This is a genomic window from Mycetocola sp. Y171, assembly GCF_056713165.1.
The window spans coordinates 121,157-141,931 of sequence record NZ_JBWYGX010000002.1; the positions used below are offsets into that span (position 1 = coordinate 121,157).

The 20,775-nt window shown below is 67.2% G+C and carries 19 protein-coding genes; 12 read left to right on the top strand and 7 right to left on the bottom strand.

The window, feature by feature from the left end; genetic code table 11:
- Nucleotides 1–10 precede the first annotated feature (10 nt).
- The 4 genes from AC1M2K_RS10195 to AC1M2K_RS10210 all read left to right on the top strand — a co-directional run bounded on the left by AC1M2K_RS10195 (nucleotide 11) and on the right by AC1M2K_RS10210 (nucleotide 4,195).
- Nucleotides 11–850 carry an aldo/keto reductase gene (locus tag AC1M2K_RS10195; RefSeq protein WP_480240901.1) on the top strand — a complete coding sequence of 280 codons (840 nt, stop codon included), beginning with the start codon at nucleotides 11–13 and terminating at the stop codon, nucleotides 848–850.
- A 20-nt stretch (nucleotides 851–870) separates the two neighbouring features.
- Entirely contained in the window at nucleotides 871–1,683 is an 813-nt protein-coding gene (locus tag AC1M2K_RS10200; RefSeq protein ID WP_480240902.1) for a DUF1684 domain-containing protein, read from the top strand.
- Between the two features lie 64 nt (nucleotides 1,684–1,747).
- Nucleotides 1,748–2,344 carry an FMN reductase gene (msuE, locus tag AC1M2K_RS10205; RefSeq protein WP_480240903.1) on the top strand — a complete coding sequence of 199 codons (597 nt, stop codon included), beginning with the start codon at nucleotides 1,748–1,750 and terminating at the stop codon, nucleotides 2,342–2,344.
- A 24-nt stretch (nucleotides 2,345–2,368) separates the two neighbouring features.
- Nucleotides 2,369–4,195 (top strand): thioredoxin domain-containing protein, encoded by a 1,827-nt coding sequence (locus AC1M2K_RS10210; RefSeq protein WP_480240904.1) that lies wholly within the window; start codon nucleotides 2,369–2,371, stop codon nucleotides 4,193–4,195.
- 3 nt (nucleotides 4,196–4,198) lie between these two features.
- On the opposite strand, the gene AC1M2K_RS10215 is transcribed toward AC1M2K_RS10210, so the two are convergent.
- From AC1M2K_RS10215 to AC1M2K_RS10240, 6 genes are all read right to left on the bottom strand, one after another.
- Nucleotides 4,199–5,068, bottom strand: a complete 870-nt coding sequence (locus AC1M2K_RS10215; protein ID WP_480240905.1) for a sulfurtransferase — start codon at nucleotides 5,066–5,068, stop codon at nucleotides 4,199–4,201.
- A gap of 81 nt (nucleotides 5,069–5,149) precedes the next feature.
- Nucleotides 5,150–6,517 (bottom strand): L-serine ammonia-lyase, encoded by a 1,368-nt coding sequence (locus tag AC1M2K_RS10220; protein ID WP_480240906.1) that lies wholly within the window; start codon nucleotides 6,515–6,517, stop codon nucleotides 5,150–5,152.
- Nucleotides 6,518–6,676: 159 nt separating this feature from the next.
- Nucleotides 6,677–7,249 carry a CoA-binding protein gene (locus AC1M2K_RS10225; RefSeq protein ID WP_480237209.1) on the bottom strand — a complete coding sequence of 191 codons (573 nt, stop codon included), beginning with the start codon at nucleotides 7,247–7,249 and terminating at the stop codon, nucleotides 6,677–6,679.
- Nucleotides 7,246–8,535 carry an O-acetylhomoserine aminocarboxypropyltransferase/cysteine synthase family protein gene (locus AC1M2K_RS10230; protein ID WP_480240907.1) on the bottom strand — a complete coding sequence of 430 codons (1,290 nt, stop codon included), beginning with the start codon at nucleotides 8,533–8,535 and terminating at the stop codon, nucleotides 7,246–7,248. The genes AC1M2K_RS10225 and AC1M2K_RS10230 overlap by 4 nt, the downstream gene beginning before the upstream one ends.
- A 75-nt stretch (nucleotides 8,536–8,610) precedes the next feature.
- A complete protein-coding gene (locus AC1M2K_RS10235; RefSeq protein WP_480241731.1) occupies nucleotides 8,611–9,621 on the bottom strand; it encodes a YeiH family protein in 1,011 nt (336 codons plus the stop codon).
- Nucleotides 9,618–11,276, bottom strand: a complete 1,659-nt coding sequence (locus AC1M2K_RS10240; RefSeq protein ID WP_480240908.1) for a dolichyl-phosphate-mannose--protein mannosyltransferase — start codon at nucleotides 11,274–11,276, stop codon at nucleotides 9,618–9,620. Before AC1M2K_RS10240 ends, AC1M2K_RS10235 begins: the two co-directional genes overlap by 4 nt.
- Before the next feature lie 59 nt (nucleotides 11,277–11,335).
- Between AC1M2K_RS10240 and rsmI the strand changes: the two genes are divergently transcribed.
- From rsmI to AC1M2K_RS10275, 7 genes are all read left to right on the top strand, one after another.
- The gene (rsmI, locus tag AC1M2K_RS10245; RefSeq protein WP_480240909.1) at nucleotides 11,336–12,154 is read left to right on the top strand and encodes a 16S rRNA (cytidine(1402)-2'-O)-methyltransferase; all 819 of its coding nucleotides are present in this window, start codon (nucleotides 11,336–11,338) and stop codon (nucleotides 12,152–12,154) included.
- Between the two features lie 106 nt (nucleotides 12,155–12,260).
- On the top strand, nucleotides 12,261–13,841 hold the full coding sequence (gene metG / locus AC1M2K_RS10250; RefSeq protein WP_480240910.1) for a methionine--tRNA ligase: 1,581 nt from the start codon (nucleotides 12,261–12,263) through the stop codon (nucleotides 13,839–13,841).
- Between the two features lie 54 nt (nucleotides 13,842–13,895).
- The gene (locus AC1M2K_RS10255) at nucleotides 13,896–14,831 is read left to right on the top strand and encodes a TatD family hydrolase (RefSeq protein ID WP_480240911.1); all 936 of its coding nucleotides are present in this window, start codon (nucleotides 13,896–13,898) and stop codon (nucleotides 14,829–14,831) included.
- The gene (gene rsmA, locus AC1M2K_RS10260; protein WP_480237203.1) at nucleotides 14,828–15,667 is read left to right on the top strand and encodes a 16S rRNA (adenine(1518)-N(6)/adenine(1519)-N(6))-dimethyltransferase RsmA; all 840 of its coding nucleotides are present in this window, start codon (nucleotides 14,828–14,830) and stop codon (nucleotides 15,665–15,667) included. The genes AC1M2K_RS10255 and rsmA overlap by 4 nt, the downstream gene beginning before the upstream one ends.
- The gene (locus tag AC1M2K_RS10265; RefSeq protein ID WP_480240912.1) at nucleotides 15,667–16,203 is read left to right on the top strand and encodes a hypothetical protein; all 537 of its coding nucleotides are present in this window, start codon (nucleotides 15,667–15,669) and stop codon (nucleotides 16,201–16,203) included. The genes rsmA and AC1M2K_RS10265 overlap by 1 nt, the downstream gene beginning before the upstream one ends.
- Before the next feature lie 9 nt (nucleotides 16,204–16,212).
- A complete protein-coding gene (locus tag AC1M2K_RS10270) occupies nucleotides 16,213–17,148 on the top strand; it encodes a 4-(cytidine 5'-diphospho)-2-C-methyl-D-erythritol kinase (RefSeq protein ID WP_480237201.1) in 936 nt (311 codons plus the stop codon).
- Nucleotides 17,149–17,187: 39 nt separating this feature from the next.
- Nucleotides 17,188–18,999, top strand: coding sequence for an ABC-F family ATP-binding cassette domain-containing protein (locus AC1M2K_RS10275; protein ID WP_480240913.1), 1,812 nt, complete (start codon nucleotides 17,188–17,190; stop codon nucleotides 18,997–18,999).
- A 145-nt stretch (nucleotides 19,000–19,144) separates the two neighbouring features.
- Here the strand turns inward: AC1M2K_RS10275 and AC1M2K_RS10280 are convergent, their stop codons facing one another.
- Nucleotides 19,145–19,348: a cold-shock protein gene (locus AC1M2K_RS10280; RefSeq protein WP_090712708.1), complete on the bottom strand. Its 204-nt coding sequence runs from the start codon at nucleotides 19,346–19,348 to the stop codon at nucleotides 19,145–19,147.
- A 312-nt stretch (nucleotides 19,349–19,660) separates the two neighbouring features.
- On the opposite strand from AC1M2K_RS10280, the gene AC1M2K_RS10285 reads away from it, so the two are divergent.
- Entirely contained in the window at nucleotides 19,661–20,755 is a 1,095-nt protein-coding gene (locus AC1M2K_RS10285) for a fatty acid desaturase family protein (protein ID WP_480240914.1), read from the top strand.
- The last annotated feature ends 20 nt before the right edge of the window (nucleotides 20,756–20,775 follow it).

Below are 20,775 nucleotides of genomic sequence, written 5' to 3' on the forward strand. Positions count from 1 at the left end.
AGCTGGAACGATGACGACAACGTGGACTGGTCCGGTACTCCCTCTCAATTCAGGCGAAACGATCCCGCAGCTCGGCTTCGGAGTCTTCCGGGTCGACCCGGATGAGACCGAACGGATCGTGACGGATGCCCTCGAAGTCGGTTATCGCCACATCGACACCGCAGCCATCTACGGCAACGAAGAGGGCGTCGGACGGGCGATCGCGGCCAGCGGCATCCCGCGCGAAGACCTGTTCATCACCACCAAGCTGTGGAACTCGGACCAGGGCACCCAGTCCGCACACGACGCCATCGACCTCAGCCTCGAGAAGCTCGGGCTGGACTTCGTCGACCTCTACCTCATCCACTGGCCCACCCCGAAGCGGGACCTCTACCGTGAAAGCTGGAAAGCGTTGCAGCGGATCCAGGCAGACGGCAAGGCCACATCGATCGGTGTCTCGAACTTCCTCGTCGAACACCTCGAGAAGATCATCGCCGACGGCGGAGCCGTTCCGTCTGTCAACCAGATCGAACTCCACCCGGCGCTCCAGCAGCGGGACGTCGTTGCGTACTCTCGGGACAACGGGATTCAGATCGAGGCCTGGGGCCCGCTCGGCCAGGGCAAGTACCCGCTCTTCGATGAGCCAAGTGTGGCCGGAGCGGCAGCAGCCCACGGCAAGAGCCCCGCTCAGGTGGTTCTCCGCTGGCACCTGCAGAACGACAACATCGTCTTCCCGAAGTCGAACAGCCGCGAGCGGATCGCCGAGAACCTCGACGTCTTCGACTTCGAACTGACGGATGCCGAGGTGGCAGCGATCTCCGCTCTCGAGCGCGACGGCCGGGTCGGCTCCCACCCGAACGACGTCAACTAACCGGACAGGGAAGACACACCATGACGTTGCCTGACACGTTCGACTCGAGCACGGACGCCTTCACGTCCGACTGGGACACCTGGCACGAAGCCCGGGAACGGGGCACAGGTTCCCCCCTCGGCCTCGCCGCTCTCGCGGCCACCCACTGGCTGGCGGGTGCTCCGGCCGAGTACGACGGTGTGCCAGGCCAGTGGCATGCCGCGCCGGACGGGATCATCGGAACGGGTCCAGACCTCGACGGCCTGACACTGCTCCAGAGCGGACGGCCCATCGGCGCAGTCACCGGTGACACGGTGACCCTCGGCGTCGGCCAGGACATCGAGTGGGGTGAGAAGCGACTGCGCTACTTCGAGCGCGATGGGGCACTCGCGCTCCGCCTGCTCGATCCCGACGCGCCGACGCGCACCATCCTGCGCGGCATCGAAGCGTTCGACCCGGATGAGTCCTTCATCTTCGAAGGCACCTTCCGCCCGGCGGCACCTGACGCAAGCGTGGAGTTCACCACGATCGACGGGCACCGGTCCGAGGACGCACCCGCCGGCGTCGTCGACCTCGACCTGCCCGACGGACCCGTGTCGATCACCGTCACGCGCGAGCGAGGTGGCTTGCACGCCGTCTTCGCCGACGGAACGAGCGGCACCGAGAGCTACCGGTTCCGGTTCCTTGACATGCCCCTCGCGGACGAGGACGGCCGCGTGGTCGTCGACTTCAACCGGGCCTACCTTCCGCCGTGCGCCTTCAGCGACTTCTACGTGTGCCCGCTGCCCCCCGCAGGGAACCGGCTGTCGACGCCGATTCGGGCCGGCGAGAAGAACGTCGTCCTCGCCTCCTGACACGCGCGTTACGTCGTGTTGCACGCGCATGGCATCGCCGGTGTGACCGGCGTAGCGTCGCAGCATGGTTGAGAACACAGGAAATCGTCCCCTGAGGGTCGTCGCGGTCTGCGGCAGCCTTCACGCGCCGTCCAAGACGAGCGTGCTCGTGACGACCATTCTCGACGCGATCGCCGAACGCCAGGAGATATCCCGTCACATCATCGAGCTCAGCGACATCGGTCCCGAGTTCGCCGGTGCGCTCACGCGCGAGCAGGTTGTGCCAGGGGTCGAAGAAGAACTCCGCCGGATCGAGGATGCCGACCTCCTCATCGTCGCTAGCCCCGTCTACCGGGGTTCGTTCACCGGCCTGTTCAAGCACCTCTTCGACTTCGTCGGCCAGTACTCCCTTGTCGACAAGCCGGTGCTGCTGGCGGCGACGGGCGGTGGTGAACGCCACGCCCTCATCCTCGAGCACCAGTTCCGGCCGCTGTTCGGATTCTTCCAGGCGCTCACCCTTCCGATCGGTGTCTATGCGTCGACGACGGACTTCACCGAGTACACCCTCACCTCGGATGCGGTGAAGCAGCGGGTCGAACTCGCGGTCCTCAGGGGACTGCCGTTCGTGCACAACCGCGACCGCGAGATCGACGAGATATCCGCGTACGTCGGAGCCTGGTAGCCCAGTCGAGCCTAGGCTGAAGGCATGGTCAACCGCCTCGCCACCGCCATCAGCCCCTACCTCCGCTCGCACGCCGGGAATCCGGTCGACTGGCGCGAATGGGGAACGGATGCCTTTGAAGAGGCAGCCGCGCGCGACGTCCCCGTCTTCCTGTCGATCGGCTATTCGACCTGCCACTGGTGCCACGTCATGGCCAGGGAGTCGTTCAGCGACCCGGCGATCGCCGCTGTGCTGAACGACAACTTCGTCAGCATCAAGATCGACCGCGAGGAATACCCGTCCGTCGACGCCAGTTACCTGGCACAGGCCGCCGCGTTCACCGGGCAGCTGGGCTGGCCACTGAGCGTCTTCGCGACGCCGGGTGGGGTCGCGTTCCACGCAGGGACGTACTTTCCCCCTGAGCCGGTGCAGGGGCATCCGTCGTTCCGGCAGGTCCTCGACGCGGTACTCGACGCGTGGTCGAACCGGAGGACGGAAGTGATGCAGAACGCGGCAGCGATCGGGGAGGCCATTGCCGCGTCTCCCGTTCCCACCGGCGGAGCTTTGCCTGCCGACGCGGACCTCGACACCGCCGTCGCCCTGCTCGCCGCACACGAAGACCTCCAGTACGGCGGCTTCGGCGGGGCGCCGAAATTCCCGGTCGCCCCCGTCCTGGGATTTCTCCTCGCATCAGGGGACGCGCTCGGCGTCCGGACCCTCGAGCGCATGGCCGCGTCGCCTCTCCGCGATCCGGTCGAAGGTGGATTCTTCCGCTACGCCACGAAACGCGACTGGAGCGACCCGCACTACGAGCGGATGCTCTACGACAACGCCCTCCTCCTCGACGCGTGCACGACCGCGTGGGCAGCAGACGACAGCCGTGACTGGGCCGGCGAGGCAGCCGCAGGGGTGGCCGGCTTCCTGACCGGCGTGCTGCAGTTGCCCACCGGCGGCTACGCCAGCGCCCAGGACTCGGAGTCGGTGATCGACGGTGCGCGTTCCGAAGGCGGCTACTACGCCGAGGATGCCGGCGGACGGGCCCTCCTGGACCCTCCTGCCCTCGACGAGAAGGTCCTTGCCGGCTGGAACGGCCTGGCCATCGCGGCCATGGCCAGGGCCGCAGTGGTGTTCGACAGGGACGACTGGCTGGAGTCGGCGAGATGGGCGGCGGACTACCTGCTCGAGAACCACCGCGACGGCGACGGCCGGCTGATCCGTGCATCCGTTGCCGAACGGCGCTCGGCAGCCCGAGCCACCCTCGAGGACTACGGAATGCTCGCAGACGGCCTCCTCTCGCTCGCCACAGCGACAGGCGAGCCGGTCTACGCGATCGCAGCGCGCGCCCTGGTCGATGAGATCCTCACGGCCGGTGAGGCGGCGGGCACGGTCTTCGCCGAGCCGGGCGGCGGCGACCCGGTGCTGGCCGGCCACGGCATCGCCATCGGCAGCGACCCCTCCGAGGGTGCATACCCGTCCGGGACGAGCGCGAGCGCGCAGGCCGCGTGGCGCCTCCATGTCCTCACCGGCGGTCGTCGCTACCTCGACGCAGCCGTCAGCGCCCTCGAACCGGTCGCGGGGCTCGCCCTGGCGAACCCGATCGCGTTCGGCACGTCGCTGACCCTGATGCGTCGCCTGGCCGGGACGCCTGTGCAGCTCGTCGTCGTCAGTCCTGACGACTCCGGACGCACCGCGGGCCTGCCCGACGGCATCCGGCACCAGGCCACCGACGTGACCGCACTGGTCACCGAGCAGCAGGCGCGGGAGTTCGCCTCGGCCGGATTCGAGCTGTTCGAGGCGCGAACCAGCAGGAACGGGGCGCGGGCAGCGTACCTGTGCGAGGACTTCGTCTGCCGGCTGCCGACAGCGGTCTGAGCGTCAGCCCGTCGACACCGGTGCTGCCGGGTCGGCCAGCCATTCGTTGAGCGAGCCGTCAAAGACAACCACGTTGCCGTGCCCGGTCAGCACGAGACTGAGGGCGGTCGCGGTCGCGGCGATCCCTCCGGCGCAGTAGGCGATCACACGGTCGGCGCCGGTGACGTCCGCCGGGTACAGGGCACGCAAGTCGGTGGGGTCGAGGAACGTCCTGGTTGCGCGTTCGATGAGTGTAGAAGCAGGGACGTTCACGCTCCCGGGGATGTGTCCTGGGCGTCGCCCGGTCGGAGAGGCGCCGGAGAACTCTGCAGACGGCAGGCCGCAGACGAGAGCACCGCCGGCATCACCGGCGACGACCCGCTCGACCTCGGCCTTGTCCACCCAGAACCCCGGTCGGGATCTCGCGACGATCGAACCCGCCTCAGGCTCGATGTGCCCGACGTCGGTGTCCCGGCCCTCGGTGTGCCATGCGGTCAGCCCGCCGTCCAGCACCGCGATCGTCTCGAACCCGTAGCTGAGAAAGAGCCACCACAGCCGGGACGCCCACGCCCCGCCTGCACTGTCGTACACGACGACGGTGCTGGAAGCCCGGATGCCGACGGATGCCGCAGCGCGCTCGAACGATGCGGCGTCCGGTCTGGTGAACGGGAACCGGGCGGAGGGGTCGCTGAACACCTCGAGAAGATCCGCGAAGACCGCGCCGGGGATGTGCGCGTCGAGCAGGTACCTGTCGTAGCCGGAGATGAAGGCAGGCGTCCCCGTGGCGTCCCTCACGACGAGGACCGTGGCGTCGAGGATGACGAGGTCGTCCGAGCCGAGGTGGTCGGCGAGCCACTGCGTCGTGACCGTCGGGCCGCTGAGGAGGGGAGGCATGATTCCACGCTAGGCCGGGACAGGCCGGCGTGTCCCACGCGGTGACACACACGGTCACGCTGCGTCACACGGTGACGGTGGTCAGCACTCGATCACGTTGACGGCGAGGCCGCCCTCGCTCGTCTCCTTGTATTTGGTCGACATGTCGACCCCGGTCTGCCGCATGGTCTCGATCACGGCATCCAGGGACACGAGGTGGGTGCCGTCGCCGTGCAGCGACAGCCGGGCTGCGCTCACCGCCGTCGACGATGCGATGGCGTTCCGTTCGATGCACGGAACCTGCACCAGGCCGCCGACCGGGTCGCAGGTCAGGCCGAGGTGATGCTCCATCGCGATCTCCGCGGCGTTCTCCACCTGGCCTGGGGTGCCGCCGAGCACAGCGCAGAGCGCCCCGGCGGCCATGGCGCAGGCAGAACCGACCTCGGCCTGGCAACCGCCCTCCGCGCCGGAGATCGAGGCGTTCGCCTTGAACAGGGAACCGATGGCCGTCGCGGTGAGAAGGTAGCGGCGGATGCCGTCGTGAGACGCCCCAGGAACGAAACGCAGGTAGTACGAGCCGACGGCGGGGATGATCCCGGCCGCGCCGTTGGTCGGCGCGGTGACGACGCGCCCGCCTGCGGCGTTCTCCTCATTCACGGCGAGGGCGAAGGAGTGCAGCCACTCGCTCGGCAGTTCCCTCCCGCTTTCGGCCTCGGCGATCTCGAGGTGCTCGCGCACGGCTGCTGCGCGTCGTTTGACGCGGAGTCCTCCGGGGAGCAGCCCGCTGCCTGCGAGGCCGTTCTGTACGGATTCGGTCATGGCCGCCCAGATCGCGTCGAGACCCGCGTCGACGTCCGCAGGGGAGCGGACGGCTTCTTCGTTGCGCCTGGCGATCTCGTCGATCCGCAGTCCGGACTGGTCGCAGAGTTCGAGGAGGGCGACGGACGTGGCGAACGGCAGCGGATAAGCCGGGGAGGGGCGCGCGCTGAGATCTTCGCCCTCGCGGCGGATGAATCCTCCGCCGACCGAGTAGTAGGTCTCACTCGAGAATGGCTCCTGGCCACCGGACCAGGCGTGGATGGTCATCGCGTTCGGATGCCCCGGCAGGCGGGTGCGGGGTTCGAAGCCGACATCCGCTTTCTCGAACCGGATCGTACGCCGTCCGGCCAGCATGAGGGTCGAGCCGGGTTCGAGGTCCGTCCAGGCCCGGTGAACGGCCGCAGGATCGCAGGTTTCAGGCTTGGCGCCGCTGAGCCCGGCGACGACGGCATCCGGCGTCCCATGGCCGATGCCCGTGGAACCGAGCGAGCCGTAGAGGACGCACGTGATCCGCTCGACGTCGTCGAGGGTCCCGGCGTCGTCGAGCGCAGCGACGAAGGCGAGCGCAGCGCGCATCGGCCCGACCGTATGCGAACTCGACGGGCCGATCCCGATCGAGAACAACTCGAACGCAGAGACGTACGCCGTCATATCGCCTCCTTGCGAATCCGCTCCCAGCGGGAGTCCTCCGCCACTATAAACGGGGAGGAACCCGGGTGGGCAGAGTGCACACGACACGGGCGATCTGACGCAAGAAAACGGTGCAGATCCTGCGCACACCGCAGAAAAGGTGCGTGGGAGGGCGAACGGCTAGCGCAGGCTCTTGCGTGACGTGATCTGTCCGGTGTCGAACCCGAACAGGTTGAGCCCGCCGTTGAACCGCGCGTGCTCCACCTTGATGCAGCGGTCCATCACGACGGTGAGGCCCTTCTCCTCGCCGTACCGCGCAGCTTCCTCATTCCAGATGCCGAGCTGCACCCACACGGTTTTCGCGCCGCTGGCGAGCACGTCGTCGATCACGGCGGGGATGTCGCTCGCCTTACGGAACACATCGACGATGTCAGGCACCTCGGGGAGCGAGGCGAGGTCCGGGTAGGCCTTCTGGCCGAGGATCTCGGTGGCGTTCGGGTTGACGAAGTACACGCGGAAGTCGCTCGACTGGAGCAGGTAGGTGCCGACGAAGTAGCTCGAGCGCGCGGGGTTCGGTGAGGCGCCGACGATCGCGACGGATTTCGCCGTGCGCAGGATGCCGAGGCGTTCCTTCGCGTCAGGGCCCACCCAGGTGCGCTGCGACTTCAGCAGCTTCGCGAGGGGGGAGTCCGCCGGGAGCGAGCAGGTCAGCCCGTTCTGCAGCTGCGTGGTGACGAGGTCGGTCATGGTCATGCCTCCACTGCCTGTGTGAGTGCCTGGTCCAGGTCGTAGATGATGTCGTCGACGTCTTCGATGCCGACGCTCAATCGCACCACACCGGGGAGCACGCCGGCGTCGACGAGCTGCTGCTCGGTCAGCTGAGCGTGGGTGGTCGATGCCGGGTGGATGATGAGCGTCTTGGTGTCGCCGATGTTCGCGACATGGCTGGCGAGGTCGACGGATTCGATGAGCTTCTGCCCGACGGTACGGCCGCCCTTGACGACGAAGCTGAACACGCTGCCTGGGCCCTTCGGAAGGTACTTCTTCGCGCGCTCGTGGTGCGGGTGCGACTCGAGGCCGGCCCAGTTGACTGCTTCGATGCGCGGGTCCTGTTCGAGCCAGCCGGCGACGACGGCCGCGTTGTCGACGTGAGCCTGGATCCGGTAGGACAGCGTCTCGACGCCCTGCGCCAGCTGCGCTGCGGACGTGGCTGACAGGGCGGGGCCGATGTCGCGGAGCTGCTCGGCGCGCAACCGGGTGAGGAAGGCGTATTCACCGAAGTTGCCCGACCACTGCAGGCCGCCGTAGCTTGGCACCGGCTGACTGAACAGCGGGAACTTGTCGCTGTGCCAGTCGAACCGGCCGCTCTCCACGACGACACCGCCGAGGGTGGTGCCGTGCCCGCCGAGGAACTTCGTGGCCGAGTGGGTGACGATGTCCGCGCCCCACTCGATCGGGCGGTTGAGGTATGGCGTTGCGATCGTCGAATCGATGACGAGGGGGATGCCGTGGGCGCGGGCGACGTCGGCGAGTCCCTCGATGTCGGCGATCTCTCCTGACGGGTTCGCGATCGTCTCGGCGAAGATGAGCTTCGTCTTGTCTGTGATGGCAGCGGCGTAGTCCTCGGGGTTCGCCGACTGAACGAACGTTGTGTCGACACCGAAGCGGCGCAGGGTCACGTCGAGCTGGGTGATCGACCCGCCGTAGAGATTCGCGGACGCGACGATGTGGTCGCCTGCGCCGACGAGGCTGGCGAAGGTGATGTACTGCGCGGCGAGGCCGGATGCCGTCGCGACGGCACCGAGTCCGCCCTCGAGGCTGGCCACCCTTTCCTCGAAGCTGGCCACTGTCGGGTTGGCGAGCCTGGAGTAGATGTTGCCGTACTTCTGCAACGCGAAGCGGGCCGCGGCATCCGAGGTGTCGTCGAAGACGAACGCCGTCGATTGGTAGACCGGCAGGGCGCGGGCGCCTGTTGCCGAGTCGGGGATGTTGCCCGCGTGGATTGCTCTTGTGCGGAAGCCGTATTCGCGATCTGCCATGATACCGAGGCTACCGGCTCAGTCGACGGCCGGTTCTGCGTCGTCGTAACACTGTGACGCAGAGGGCTGGGCGGCTCAGCCGACGAGGTGAACCGCGGCGAGGGCGAGGAGCGCGATGAGCAGCCAGGCCAGCAAGCCGACGACGAGCGCACGCCAGCCGGTCGTCAGCAGTCGGCGGAGATCCACACCGGCACCGAGCGCGAACAGGGCCAGCGCGAGCAGGATCGTCTGCACGGTGTCTGCCGCCGAGAGCGCCGTTTCGGGGACCGGCAGGAAGGTCCGCACGAGGATGGCGAAGAGAAAACCGACGACGAAGAGGGGGACGATCGGCGGCCGCGTGCTTCCGGTCGGGACAGCGCGGCGACGCTCCACGACGGCGGCGACGGCCACCATCGGCGCAAGCATCAGCACGCGGGTGAGCTTCACGACGAGGGCTACGGCCAGCGCGCCCGAGCCGGCGAGCTGGGCTGTTGCGACGACCTGGCCGACGTCATGGACGCCTGCACCGACCCAGTGACCGAACTGCAGGGTATCGAGCCCGAGCGGATGCCAGAACGCGGGAAGGACGAAGATGGCGAGTGTCCCGCACAGGGTGACGAGGGCGATCGGCGGCGCCTGGTCCGAGTTCTTCGCCCGGACCACTCCGGCCATCGCGCCGATCGCGCTCGCCCCGCAGACGGCGAATCCGGTCGCGATGAGCAACGGCTCGTGACCGGGCAGACGGAACAGCTTGCCGAGTGCCCACGTGCCGCCGAAGCTCACCAGCACGATTGCCACCGTGCTGAAGAACGTGGCCCAGCCGAGGCCGGCGACGTCGACGAGGCTGAGCTTCAGCCCGAGCAGAACGACACCGATCCTCATCAGCCGTCTGGCCGAGAAGGCGATGCCTGCGGCGAAGACGCCGTCCAGGAGGGCACGGCTCGCCGGGATCTGCCCGACGACGATGCCGAGCATCACGCAGACGGTGAGCAGCGGAACGACGGGCACGAGGAGATGGACGCCGGCGGCCACGGCGACGGCGACGGCCGCGAGGACCAGCCCAGGGGCGCGGGACCGCCACACCGGGAGGGCCTGCGGTGCTGTCACACCCACGTCGGCAGCCAGGAATGCAGCATCCAGAACCAGTACGGCACGGTCGTGGCCGACCAGAGCGGGTACCAGAACCCGCTGAGGAGCACTGCGGACAGGAGGAAGACGGCGGTGAGGGCGATTCCCCTGCTCCTGCGCCAGGTTTCGTCCTCGGCGGAACCGAGGACGAGCCCGATGACGAAGGCCAGCCCGAGAAGAAGGTAGGGGAGGAAGACGATCGTGTAGAACTGGAAGACGGTTCGCTCCGTGTAGAGCAGCCAGGGAAGGTAGCCGGCGACGACCCCCATGAGGATCAGGCCCACCCGCCATTCGCGGTAGCGGGCGAGGCGGTAGACGAGGTAGAGCAGCGCTGCGACGGCCGCCCACCAGATCACGGGGTTCGCGATCGACGTGATCGCCTGGGAGCACGGCTCGGCAATGCAGCCCTCTTCGCCCGCGCCAGGCGACGCGTACCACATGCTCGTTGGCCTGGTCATGGCGAGCCAGCCCAGCGGATTCGCCGAGTATGGATGTGGCTGCGTCAGCCCGACGTGGAAGGTGTAGATCGACTGCTGGTAGTGCACGAAGCTCTGCCAGACCGGAGGGACCCAGGCGAACGCTCCCGTCCAGGCGTTCGAGGCCTGGTCGGCCCAGTGCCGGTAGTAGCCGTTGTCCGTGACGAACCAGTTCGTCCAGCTCGCCACGTAGACGGCGATGGCTGGCGGCACGAAGAGGAGGAACGTGGCCGGTCCCTGCTTGAGCACGGCCGCACTTGTCCACAGCCCGAGGCCGAGCCTGCGCCTGGTCAGTGCATCGACGACGATCAGGTAGAGCCCGAACGCGGCGAGGAAGTAGAACCCGCTCCACTTCACTCCTGAGGCAAGGCCGAACGAGAGCCCGGCCGCGAGCACCCAGGGGCGCCACCAGATGACCGGACCCCAGGCCGGGTTCCGACCGGCTGCCCTGGCGGCGGCCACGCGCGCGCCGAGCACCCGTTCGTGCCTGGTTCTGTCGAGCAGTACGCAGCCGAATCCGAGCAGGGTGAACAGCATCACGGAGTTGTCGAGGATGGCGACCCGCGACATGACGATCGCCTGGCCGTCGATGGCGAAGAGGAACCCGGCGAGAACCGCGAGGACGGTGGAGGCGAAGAGACGGCGCGCGATGAGCATGAGCAGCAGGACGGCGAGAGTACCCACGATCGCCGTGGAGATCCGCCAGCCGACGCTGTCCCCTGCGCCGAAAACCGCCAGCCCCAGGGCGATCATCCACTTGCCGAGCGGCGGGTGCACGACGTACGACGGGTCGTCCAGGAATCCGGACGTGTCACCGCGGTTGAACGCGGCATCAGAGTCCGCTGGCCACGACGACTCGTACCCGTTCTGCAGGAGCGTCCAGGCATCCTTGACGTAGAAGGTCTCGTCGAAGACGAGGGAGTGCGGGTGACCGAGGTTCCAGAACCGCAGGATGCCGGCCAGCAGCGTCACGAGAAGCGGCGCCCCCCAGTACCAGGCCAGTCGGCGGCGCCTGGTCGACAGCATCCGCGTGGCCCACTCGTCCAGCCGGGAACCGCGTTCGACGGGTTCATCGTCGACGGTGTCGACGGGGCCGGTGACGTCGGACTGGTCGCCGGTCACGACCTCGCCGAACGGCGCGCGATTCGGGGTGGACACCCTGCAATGCTAACGACAGGCGCGGCTCTGCCTGCCGCCCGGGGTGGGAGACTGGAGCCATGATCATCCTCGCAGCGACCCCGATCGGAAACCTCGGGGACGCATCGAAGCGCCTCGTCGACGCACTCAGCACGGCCGAGGTCGTCGCCGCCGAGGACACCAGGACGACCGTGAAGCTGCTCAAGGGGCTGGGGATCGCCCACAAACCGCGGCTGGTGAGCCTGCACGAGCACAACGAGCGGGAGAAATCGGCAGAGCTGATCGAACTGGCCCGCGAGTCCGACCTCCTGGTGCTCAGTGACGCGGGGATGCCGACGGTGTCAGATCCCGGCTATCACCTCGTCGTCGCGGCCGTCGACGCGGGAGTCGCTGTCACCGTCATCCCCGGTCCGAGCGCGGTCATCACGGCGCTCGCCGTCTCAGGGCTTCCCACCGACCGGTTCACGTTCGAGGGCTTCCTGCCGCGCAAGCACGGGGACCGCGTGCAGGCCCTGCGCCTGCTCGAGCACGAGCGACGCACGATGGTCTTCTTCGAGTCGCCGAACCGCCTCGCGGCCTCACTCGCCGACGCGGCATCCGTCTTCGGCGCAGACAGGCGCGTCGTCGTCTGCCGCGAGCTGACGAAGATGTTCGAGGAAGTGAAACGCGGCACCGCCACTGAACTGGCCGAATGGGCCGGGGCCGGCGTGCGCGGCGAGATCTGCGTCGTCGTCGCCGGCGCAGAGAAACGGGAGTTCAACCTGCACGACGGCGTCGTCCAGGTCCTCGAACTCGTCACGGCGGGGGAGCGGCTGAAGGATGCCACTGCGCAGGTCTCCGAGGCCACAGGGCTGAGCAGGCGCGAGTTGTACCAGGCGGCGCTCGCCGTCAAGAACTGACGCGAGTTGCGAGGTATGAGGGGGTCGCACCCGCCTCGTACCCCCGCAAACCCAGCAACTCGCGGGCGGGCGTAACGCTGGGGGGTCCGGCCATAGGATTGTTCCCATGGCCAGCGGCAAATCCTTCTACATCACCACGCCCATCTTCTATGTGAACGATGCGCCCCACATCGGGCACGCGTACACAGAGGTGGCCGCAGACGTCCTCGCACGCTGGCACCGCCAGGCCGGCGACGACACCTGGTCGCTCACGGGCACCGATGAGCACGGTGAGAAGATCCTGCGCACCGCGACCGCCAACGGCACCACGCCGAAGGAATGGGCGGACAAGCTCGTCAACGAGGCATGGAAGCCCCTGCTGAAGACGATCAACATCAGGAACGACGACTTCATCCGCACCACAGATGAGCGTCACGAGACCAACGTGCAGCTGTTCCTCCAGCGGCTTTACGACGCCGGCTTCATCTACTCGGGCGAGTACGAGGCCCTGTACTGCGTCGGTTGTGAGGAATTCAAGCCACAGTCCGAGATCGTCGACGGAACAGGACCGTTCGAGGGCCAGAAGGTCTGTGCGATCCACTCGAAGCCGCTCGAACTGCTCAAGGAGAAGAACTACTTCTTCCGGATGAGCGACTTCACCGAGCGACTGCTCGCCCTCTACGAGGAGCGGCCGGATTTCGTCCAGCCCGAATCCGCGCGAAACGAGGTCATCCAGTTCGTCCGCCAGGGACTCAGCGACCTGTCGATCTCCCGGTCCAGCTTCGACTGGGGTGTGAAGGTGCCGTGGGACGACTCACACGTCGTCTACGTCTGGTTCGACGCCCTCCTCAACTACGTCACAGCGGTCGGCTACGGCCAGGACGACGAAGAGTTCGCCCGCAGATGGCCGGCCACTCACATCGTCGGCAAGGACATCCTCCGCTTCCACGCCGTCATCTGGCCCGCCATGCTGATGGCCGCAGGACTCGACGTGCCTAAGCAGGTCTTCGGCCACGGCTGGCTGCTCGTCGGCGGCGAGAAGATGTCGAAATCGAAGCTCACCGGCATCGCACCGACCGAGATCACCGACACGTTCGGGACGGATGCCTTCCGGTATTACTTCATGCGCGCCATCGCTTTCGGTCAGGACGGCTCGTTCAGCTGGGAGGACCTGTCCGCCAGGTACCAGGCCGAGCTCGCGAATGGTTTCGGGAACCTGGCCTCCCGGGTGGTGGCGATGGTGAGCCGCTACTACGACGGTGTCGTCCCGGCCGAAGCCGAACCGACCGACGCCGACCTCGGCATCCGCGCTGTCGTCGCGGCCGCCGCTGCAAACGCGGATGCCGCCGTCGACAAGCTGGCCGTCCACGACGCGCTCGCGGCCATCTGGACGATCGTCGACGAACTCAACGGCTACATCACCGACCAGGAACCGTGGGCCCTCGCCAAAGACGAGGCCAACCGGGACAGGCTCGGCACCGTGCTGTACACGGCCGTCGACGGCCTTCGTGCCCTCGCTGTGCTGCTCTCACCCGTGCTGCCTGACGCGACCGCGCGGCTATGGACGTCGCTCGGCGCCGCCGAAGCCCTCGGAGCGCTCGACGACCAGCCGCTCCGCGAAGCGGGGACCTGGGGCCAGCTCCCGGCAGGAACGACGGTCTCGGCTCTCGAGGCACTGTTCCCGCGCATCGAGAGCACCGTCAACTGACCGGCCCGGATCCCCGGCCTCGATTCGCCGCCCAAGTGGGGTACCGTCGAAGCCATGACTGATCCCGCTTCCACGCGCCCGGAATTCAGCTACCCCCCGCTGCCTGAGGCTCTTCTCGTGCCGGTGTACGACAACCACACGCACCTCGACCCCGACGTCGCATCCGGTCGCCCGGTCGCCGACGGCGCCCTGGACTACCGGCAGCACCTCGACCGCGCGTCGAGTGTCGGCGTCCGCGGGATCGTCCAGGTCGGCACAGACGTGCCCAGCTCCATCTGGAGCGCCGAGACCGCCGCCATCGAACCCCGGATGCTTGCCGCGGTGGCCATCCACCCGAACGAGACACCGCGGCTCGACGCCGAGGGCACCCTCGACGACGCCCTGGCCGCGATCGACGAACTCGCCGCCCGCCCCCGCGTCCGCGCCATCGGCGAGACCGGACTCGACTTCTACCGCACAGGACCGGACGGCAGGCACTCCCAGCAGCGTTCGTTCGAAGCCCACATCCGGATGGCGAAGGACCACAACCTCGCCCTGCAGATCCACGACCGCGACGCGCACGCAGAGGTTCTCGAGACCCTCCGCCGTGTCGGAGCGCCCCAGCGCACCGTCTTCCACTGCTTCTCCGGTGACGCCGAGCTCGCCCGGGAGTGCGCCGACAACGGCTGGTTCATGTCGTTCGCCGGTACCGCGACGTTCAAGAACGCGCAGAACCTCCGGGACGCCCTCGACGTAGCCCCTCGGAACCTGCTGCTGATCGAGACGGATGCCCCGTACCTCACGCCGATGCCGCACCGCGGCCGGCCGAACGCTCCGTATCTGCTTCCGTACACGGTGCGTTCCATCGCGGCCCACCTCGGCACCGATCCGTCGATGCTGGCCGCCCAGATCTCGTCGAACACCGAATACGTCTACGGTCACTGGGACGACGACCCCGTGAGCTCGCCCCCTGACCCCTACGACACCCCCTCACAGAAGGACGGCTCATGAGCCTGCTCGGCCCCGCAGAGATCCGTGACCTGGCCGACCTCCTCGACGTCCAGCCGACCAAGAAGCTCGGCCAGAACTTCGTCGTCGACGCGAACACCGTCCGCCGAATCGTCAAGGTGGCGAAGGTCACTGCGGGCGAACACGTCGTCGAAGTGGGTCCAGGGCTCGGTTCACTCACCCTTGGGCTGCTCGCTGCAGGGGCAAGTGTCGTGGCGGTCGAGATCGACCACCGCCTTGCCGACCAGCTCCCGAAGACGGTCGAACTGCTGCAGCCGGGCGCGCCGCTCACGGTCGTGAGTGCCGACGCCATGCGGATCACGGACCTGCCTGGCGACCCGACCAGGCTCGTCGCGAACCTTCCGTACAACATCTCGGTGCCTGTCCTGCTGCACCTCCTCGAGCACTTCCCGTCGATCAGGGCGGGCGTCGTCATGGTCCAGGCCGAAGTCGGACACCGGCTCGCCGCTGAGCCCGGGTCGAAGATCTACGGCAGCCCCAGTGTGAAGGCGAGCTGGTACGGCGCGTGGAGGACCGCAGGCAACGTGAGCCGTCAGGTCTTCTGGCCCGTCCCGAACGTGGATTCGGTTCTCGTCGGCTTCGAACGACGCGAAGACGCGATCGGTACCGAGGAGGAACGCGTCACCACGTTCAGCATCGTCGACGCCGCATTCCAGCAGCGCCGTAAAATGCTGCGACAGTCGCTCGGACAGCTCCTCGGCGGGTCTGCGGCGGCAACGGATGCCATGACCGCTGCGGGCGTCGCGCCGACGGCACGCGGTGAGGAACTCACCGTCCACGATTTTCTTGCGATTGCCAGGCAGGTCGGGTCGCTCTGATGGTCGTCTCGCCGCAGAGCGGGAACACGGGGGACGCCTCCGTGCTCGCGGCGACAGGGCGGAGCCGCGAGCACTGGCGGGAGACGCTGGCGGACGTCGGGGCGGACGCGTGGAGCCACAACGCCATCGCCACCTGGCTCGTCGCCGAGAACGGTGTGAACCCGTGGTGGGCGCAGAACATCACCGTGGATTTCGAACAGCACGCCGGGCGACGCCGTCCAGGGCAGCGTGCCGACGGCACGTTCGAGGTCACGGCATCCCGTCGCGTCACCGATGAACAGGAGGCGGCCCTCACCGCCGCAGTTGACTCCGTCTCTGCAGCCCTCGGCCGACCGGCGTCGTCGGTGAACGCGTCAGGGAAGTACTACAGCGCCAGGTGGAAGCTCGACGACGGAACGGCCGTGACCGCGAGCGTCCCGCCGAGCTCAGGCGGCAAGAGCACCGTCGCTCTGACCTTTCTCGGGCTCCCATCGGAGGAGGCCATGCCCCTGGCGAAGGAACTCCTGCGAAACGCCCTGCCCCCTGCGCTGCGTTAGGTTGGATCCATGACCGCTCCGCTTGCCCAGACGTTCGCGCACGCACGGGCGCCAGGCAAGATCAACGTCTTCCTCAAGGTCGGCGAACTCATGGACGACGGCTACCACGACCTCGCCACCGCCTATCAGGCCGTTTCGCTCTACGAAGAGGTCCGTGCATTCCCGGCGTCCGATTTCTCCGTCAGCTTCAGCGGTCCGATCGACACGTCGTCACTCGCGGTCGACGGCAGCAACCTCGCCATCAAGGCCGCCCGGATGCTCGCCCGCAAGGCCGGCTACCGCGGAGGAGTCCGGCTCGAGATCGAGAAGCACGTCCCGATCGCCGGTGGAATGGGCGGCGGGTCCGCGGACGCCGCTGCCAGCCTCCTCGCCTGCGACGCCCTGTGGGGCACGGATGCCTCGCGCGAGGATCTCATCGCGATGGGAGCGAGGCTCGGCGCTGACGTCCCGTTCGCCCTCATCGGCGGCACGGCGATCGGCACGGGCAGGGGAGACCGCCTCAGCCCGGCGCTGGCGAAGGGCACCTTCCACTGGGTGCTGGCCCTCGCCGAGTTCGGGATGTCGACTCCCGACGTCTACCGCGCTCTCGACGCCCACCGGGAACGCCACGCACAGGACATCTTCCCCGCCCAGGCGCAGCCCACCGTCGACACCGAGGTGCTCCAGGCCCTCCGGGCCGGCGACGCCAGACAGCTTGCCGAAGCACTGCACAACGACCTCCAGGCTGCGGCGCTCCACCTCGCCCCTGGACTCGGCACCATCCTCGAACTCGGGGAGCAGATGGGTGCGCTGGCCGGTATCGTGTCCGGATCAGGGCCCACCGTCGCGTTCCTCGCCCCTGACGCCGACACCGCACTCGAACTGCAGGTCGGACTCAGCGCCTCCCGGCTGCACGTCATCCGGGTGACAGGGCCCGTTCACGGGGCCCGGCTGCTGCACGACTGAGTGGTGGGACGGCCCGCCTCCGGCGCTTAGTCTTGGAGGGTGGCCCATCTTCTCGGAGCGGAACAGCTCCACCTTGAATACCCGACCCGTGTGATCTTCGATAACGTCACTGCCGGGGTGAACGAGGGCGACAGGATCGGCGTCGTCGGACGCAACGGCGACGGAAAGTCGACCCTGCTCTCCCTCCTTGCCGGGCGGATCGAGCCAGACGGCGGCCGCGTCACCCGACGCCGCGGCGTCACCATCGGCATGCTCGACCAGCGCGACGAGCAGCCGGACGATCTCATCGTCTCCCAGGCCATCGTCGGATCGGCCGAGGAACACGAGTGGGCAGGAAGCTCCCTCATCCGTGACGTCATCTCGGGGCTCATCCAGGACATCCCGTGGCACGCCACCATCGGTTCCCTCTCCGGCGGTCAGCGCCGCCGCGTCGCCCTCGCCGCGCTCCTCGTCGGCGACTGGGACGTCATCTTCCTCGACGAGCCCACCAACCACCTCGACGTCGAGGGCATCGCCTGGCTGGCCAACCACCTCAAGAAGCGGTGGTCGCCCTCCAGCGGCGGACTCATCGTCGTGACACACGACCGGTGGTTCCTCGATGAGGTCTGCACGGCCACGTGGGAGGTCCACGACCGGATCATCGAACCGTTCGAAGGCGGTTACGCCGCATACATCCTCCAGCGCGTCGAACGCGACAGGATGGCGGCCGCGAGCGAATCGAAGCGGCAGAACCTCATGCGCAAGGAACTCGCCTGGCTGCGCCGCGGAGCGCCCGCGCGGACGACGAAGCCGAAGTTCCGCATGGATGCCGCCTACGAACTGATCGAACACGAACCTGAGCCCCGCAACACGGTCGCACTCGCTCAGATGGCCACCTCCAGGCTCGGCAAGGACGTCGTGGACCTGCTCGACGCCGGGGTGGTATACCCGGATCCCGAATCGGCGACAGGGACGAGGACGGTCCTCAAGGACATCGAGTGGCGGATCGCACCGGGGGAGAGGACAGGCATCCTCGGCGTCAACGGTGCAGGGAAGTCCACCCTGCTCGGTCTCGTCACCGGTACCGTCGAACCGACCTCCGGCCGGGTCAAACGCGGCAAGACCGTCCGCATCGCCAGCCTCACCCAGCAGCTCGACGAACTCACCGAGTTCGAGAACGAACGGGTGTCGACGGTCGTCGGCATGCAGAAGACCTCCTACGTGACCGGTGACAAGGAGATGACCCCCGGGCAGATGCTCGAGCGGCTCGGTTTTTCGAGCGCCCAGCTCTCCACCCCGGTGAAGGACCTGTCAGGAGGGCAGCGCCGCAGATTGCAGCTCCTGCTCATTCTTCTCGACGAGCCGAACGTCCTCATCCTCGACGAGCCCACGAACGACCTCGACACCGACATGCTCGCCGCGATCGAGGACCTCCTCGACTCCTGGCCGGGCACCCTTCTCGTCGTCTCGCACGACAGGTACCTCGTCGAGCGTGTCACCGACCAGCAGTACGCGGTGCTGGACGGACACCTGCGCCACCTCCCGGGTGGCGTCGACGAGTACCTCGCTCTCCGGGCCGGCCAGGGCGCTGCCGCACTGATCGCCCCGCTCGCCGCGGACGGCGCCGTACAGGCATCGACCCCGAAGCTCGGGGGAGCCGAGCTGCGGAACGCGCAGAAGGAGATCGCCTCGACCGACAGGAAGATCCAGAAGGTCAGGCAGAAGATCGTCGACACCCACGAGCTCCTCGCCACCCACGACCAGGGTGACTACGTCGGCCTCGGCGACCTCAGCGAAAAGCTGCGAGGGTACGAATCCGACCTGGTCGAGCTCGAGACACGCTGGCTGGAACTCTCCGAACTGCTCGAGTAGCCACCCGGAGCAACCGGCCGGCGTTCCGGCCGGTTGCCCCGTCGTCGCCTACCGCACAAAAAACGCCGGCCTCCACGGTTTCCCGTGAAGGCCGGCGTTCAAAGAATCACAAGGTCAGCCGAGGCTGACGGAGTAATAGTTTTGGTTACAGCGGGCGGATGTTCTCAGCCTGCAGGCCCTTGGGGCCCGTTGCGGTTTCGAATTCAACCTTCTGGTTCTCTTCGAGCGAGCGGAAGCCGCTGGAAGCGATGGCCGAGAAGTGCGCGAACACGTCGGCGCTTCCGTCATCGGGAGCGATGAATCCGAAGCCTTTTTCTGCGTTAAACCACTTGACGGTTCCTGTTGCCATGATGATCTCCTTAGGAGTCTTGCGTGGATGCCGACTGTCGGCATCCCAAATGCGGCGTACCTGTCCGCTCCTACAAGAAACGGCGGTTCTTCAGATGAAGGAACCGCCGTAAATCAATCACTGCGTAACACTACTACTGCGTTGCCCACACTAACCCACGCTCCGGCAAAGCACAACCGCAAGCCAAATTTCGCTGATTATATGCCCAGAGCCGTACTGTAATCAGTTCCGGGCATATGCACTCGCGTAGTGTCTGGAACATCCCGTTTACATCACGGCTGGGAAGCCGGACCTACCACTTTGGGAGGTGCCATGACGCTTACTGCGACCCTTGGCCCTGTACGCAAGACCACCGCACGCATCGATGGGCTGGAAAATCCAACCACGACCTTCGCATCGCTTCTGAAGACCATCCGGGAGGCCGGCCTCCTGCAGCGCCGCACCGGGTTCTACATGCTCGTCCTCTCCGCCCTTGCCCTTGCGCTCGGCGGACTCGCTACCGGGTTCATCCTGCTCGGCGACTCCTGGTTCCAGCTGCTCATCGCAGCGGGCCTCGGCCTCATCCTCACCCAGGTCGCCTTCGTCGCCCACGAGGCCTCGCACCGCCAGGTGTTCGAGTCCGGCCCGGCAAACGACCGCCTCGGGCGGATCCTTGCCGATGGCGTTGTCGGCATCAGCTACGCCTGGTGGATGACCAAGCACACGAGGCACCACGCCAACCCGAACACGGTCGGCAAGGACCCCGACATCGAGATCGACACGATCTCCTTCATCGAGGAAGACGCTGCGAAGGCGAAGGGCGTTTTCGCGTTCATCACCAGGAAGCAGGGCTACTTGTTCTTCCCGCTGCTCACCCTTGAAGGCATCAACCTGCACTTCCGCTCCATCCTGACGCTGTTCACGACCGAGAAGGTCGACAAGCGCTGGCTCGAGCTCACACTCATCGCCCTGCGGCTCGGACTGTACCTCGCCGTTCTCTTCACCTTCCTCCCCATCGGAATGGCGTTCGCCTTCCTCGGTGTCCAGATGGCCGTCTTCGGCGTCTACATGGGTGCGTCCTTCGCACCGAACCACAAGGGGATGCCGCTCATCGCAGAAGGTGCGAAGGTCGACTTCCTCTCCAAGCAGGTCCTGACCAGCCGCAACATCCGCGGCCGTGGCATGAGCTACTTCATGGGCGGGCTCAACTACCAGATCGAGCACCACCTCTTCCCGAGCATGCCCCGCCCGCACCTCAAGCACGCTCGCGAGATCGTGATCGAGCACTGCAAGACCATCGGCGTCCCATACACGGAGACGACCCTGGTCCGCTCGTACGCGATCGTCGTCGACTACCTCAACCGGGTCGGGCTCTCCGCTCGCGATCCGTTCGACTGCCCAATGGTCAACCAGTTCCGCCGACCCTAGGTCCTGTCGCCGAGATCCCC

What these genes read in the sequence shown, in the direction of transcription:
- AC1M2K_RS10195 (WP_480240901.1), top strand. Translation starts at nt 11, where the DNA reads ATGACGACAACGTGGACTGGTCCGGTACTCCCTCTCAATTCAGGCGAA.
- AC1M2K_RS10200 (WP_480240902.1), top strand. Translation starts at nt 871, where the DNA reads ATGACGTTGCCTGACACGTTCGACTCGAGCACGGACGCCTTCACGTCC.
- msuE (WP_480240903.1), top strand. Translation starts at nt 1,748, where the DNA reads ATGGTTGAGAACACAGGAAATCGTCCCCTGAGGGTCGTCGCGGTCTGC.
- AC1M2K_RS10210 (WP_480240904.1), top strand. Translation starts at nt 2,369, where the DNA reads ATGGTCAACCGCCTCGCCACCGCCATCAGCCCCTACCTCCGCTCGCAC.
- AC1M2K_RS10215 (WP_480240905.1), bottom strand. Translation starts at nt 5,068, where the DNA reads ATGCCTCCCCTCCTCAGCGGCCCGACGGTCACGACGCAGTGGCTCGCC.
- AC1M2K_RS10220 (WP_480240906.1), bottom strand. Translation starts at nt 6,517, where the DNA reads ATGACGGCGTACGTCTCTGCGTTCGAGTTGTTCTCGATCGGGATCGGC.
- AC1M2K_RS10225 (WP_480237209.1), bottom strand. Translation starts at nt 7,249, where the DNA reads ATGACCATGACCGACCTCGTCACCACGCAGCTGCAGAACGGGCTGACC.
- AC1M2K_RS10230 (WP_480240907.1), bottom strand. Translation starts at nt 8,535, where the DNA reads ATGGCAGATCGCGAATACGGCTTCCGCACAAGAGCAATCCACGCGGGC.
- rsmI (WP_480240909.1), top strand. Translation starts at nt 11,336, where the DNA reads ATGATCATCCTCGCAGCGACCCCGATCGGAAACCTCGGGGACGCATCG.
- metG (WP_480240910.1), top strand. Translation starts at nt 12,261, where the DNA reads ATGGCCAGCGGCAAATCCTTCTACATCACCACGCCCATCTTCTATGTG.
- AC1M2K_RS10255 (WP_480240911.1), top strand. Translation starts at nt 13,896, where the DNA reads ATGACTGATCCCGCTTCCACGCGCCCGGAATTCAGCTACCCCCCGCTG.
- rsmA (WP_480237203.1), top strand. Translation starts at nt 14,828, where the DNA reads ATGAGCCTGCTCGGCCCCGCAGAGATCCGTGACCTGGCCGACCTCCTC.
- AC1M2K_RS10265 (WP_480240912.1), top strand. Translation starts at nt 15,667, where the DNA reads ATGGTCGTCTCGCCGCAGAGCGGGAACACGGGGGACGCCTCCGTGCTC.
- AC1M2K_RS10270 (WP_480237201.1), top strand. Translation starts at nt 16,213, where the DNA reads ATGACCGCTCCGCTTGCCCAGACGTTCGCGCACGCACGGGCGCCAGGC.
- AC1M2K_RS10280 (WP_090712708.1), bottom strand. Translation starts at nt 19,348, where the DNA reads ATGGCAACAGGAACCGTCAAGTGGTTTAACGCAGAAAAAGGCTTCGGA.
- AC1M2K_RS10285 (WP_480240914.1), top strand. Translation starts at nt 19,661, where the DNA reads ATGACGCTTACTGCGACCCTTGGCCCTGTACGCAAGACCACCGCACGC.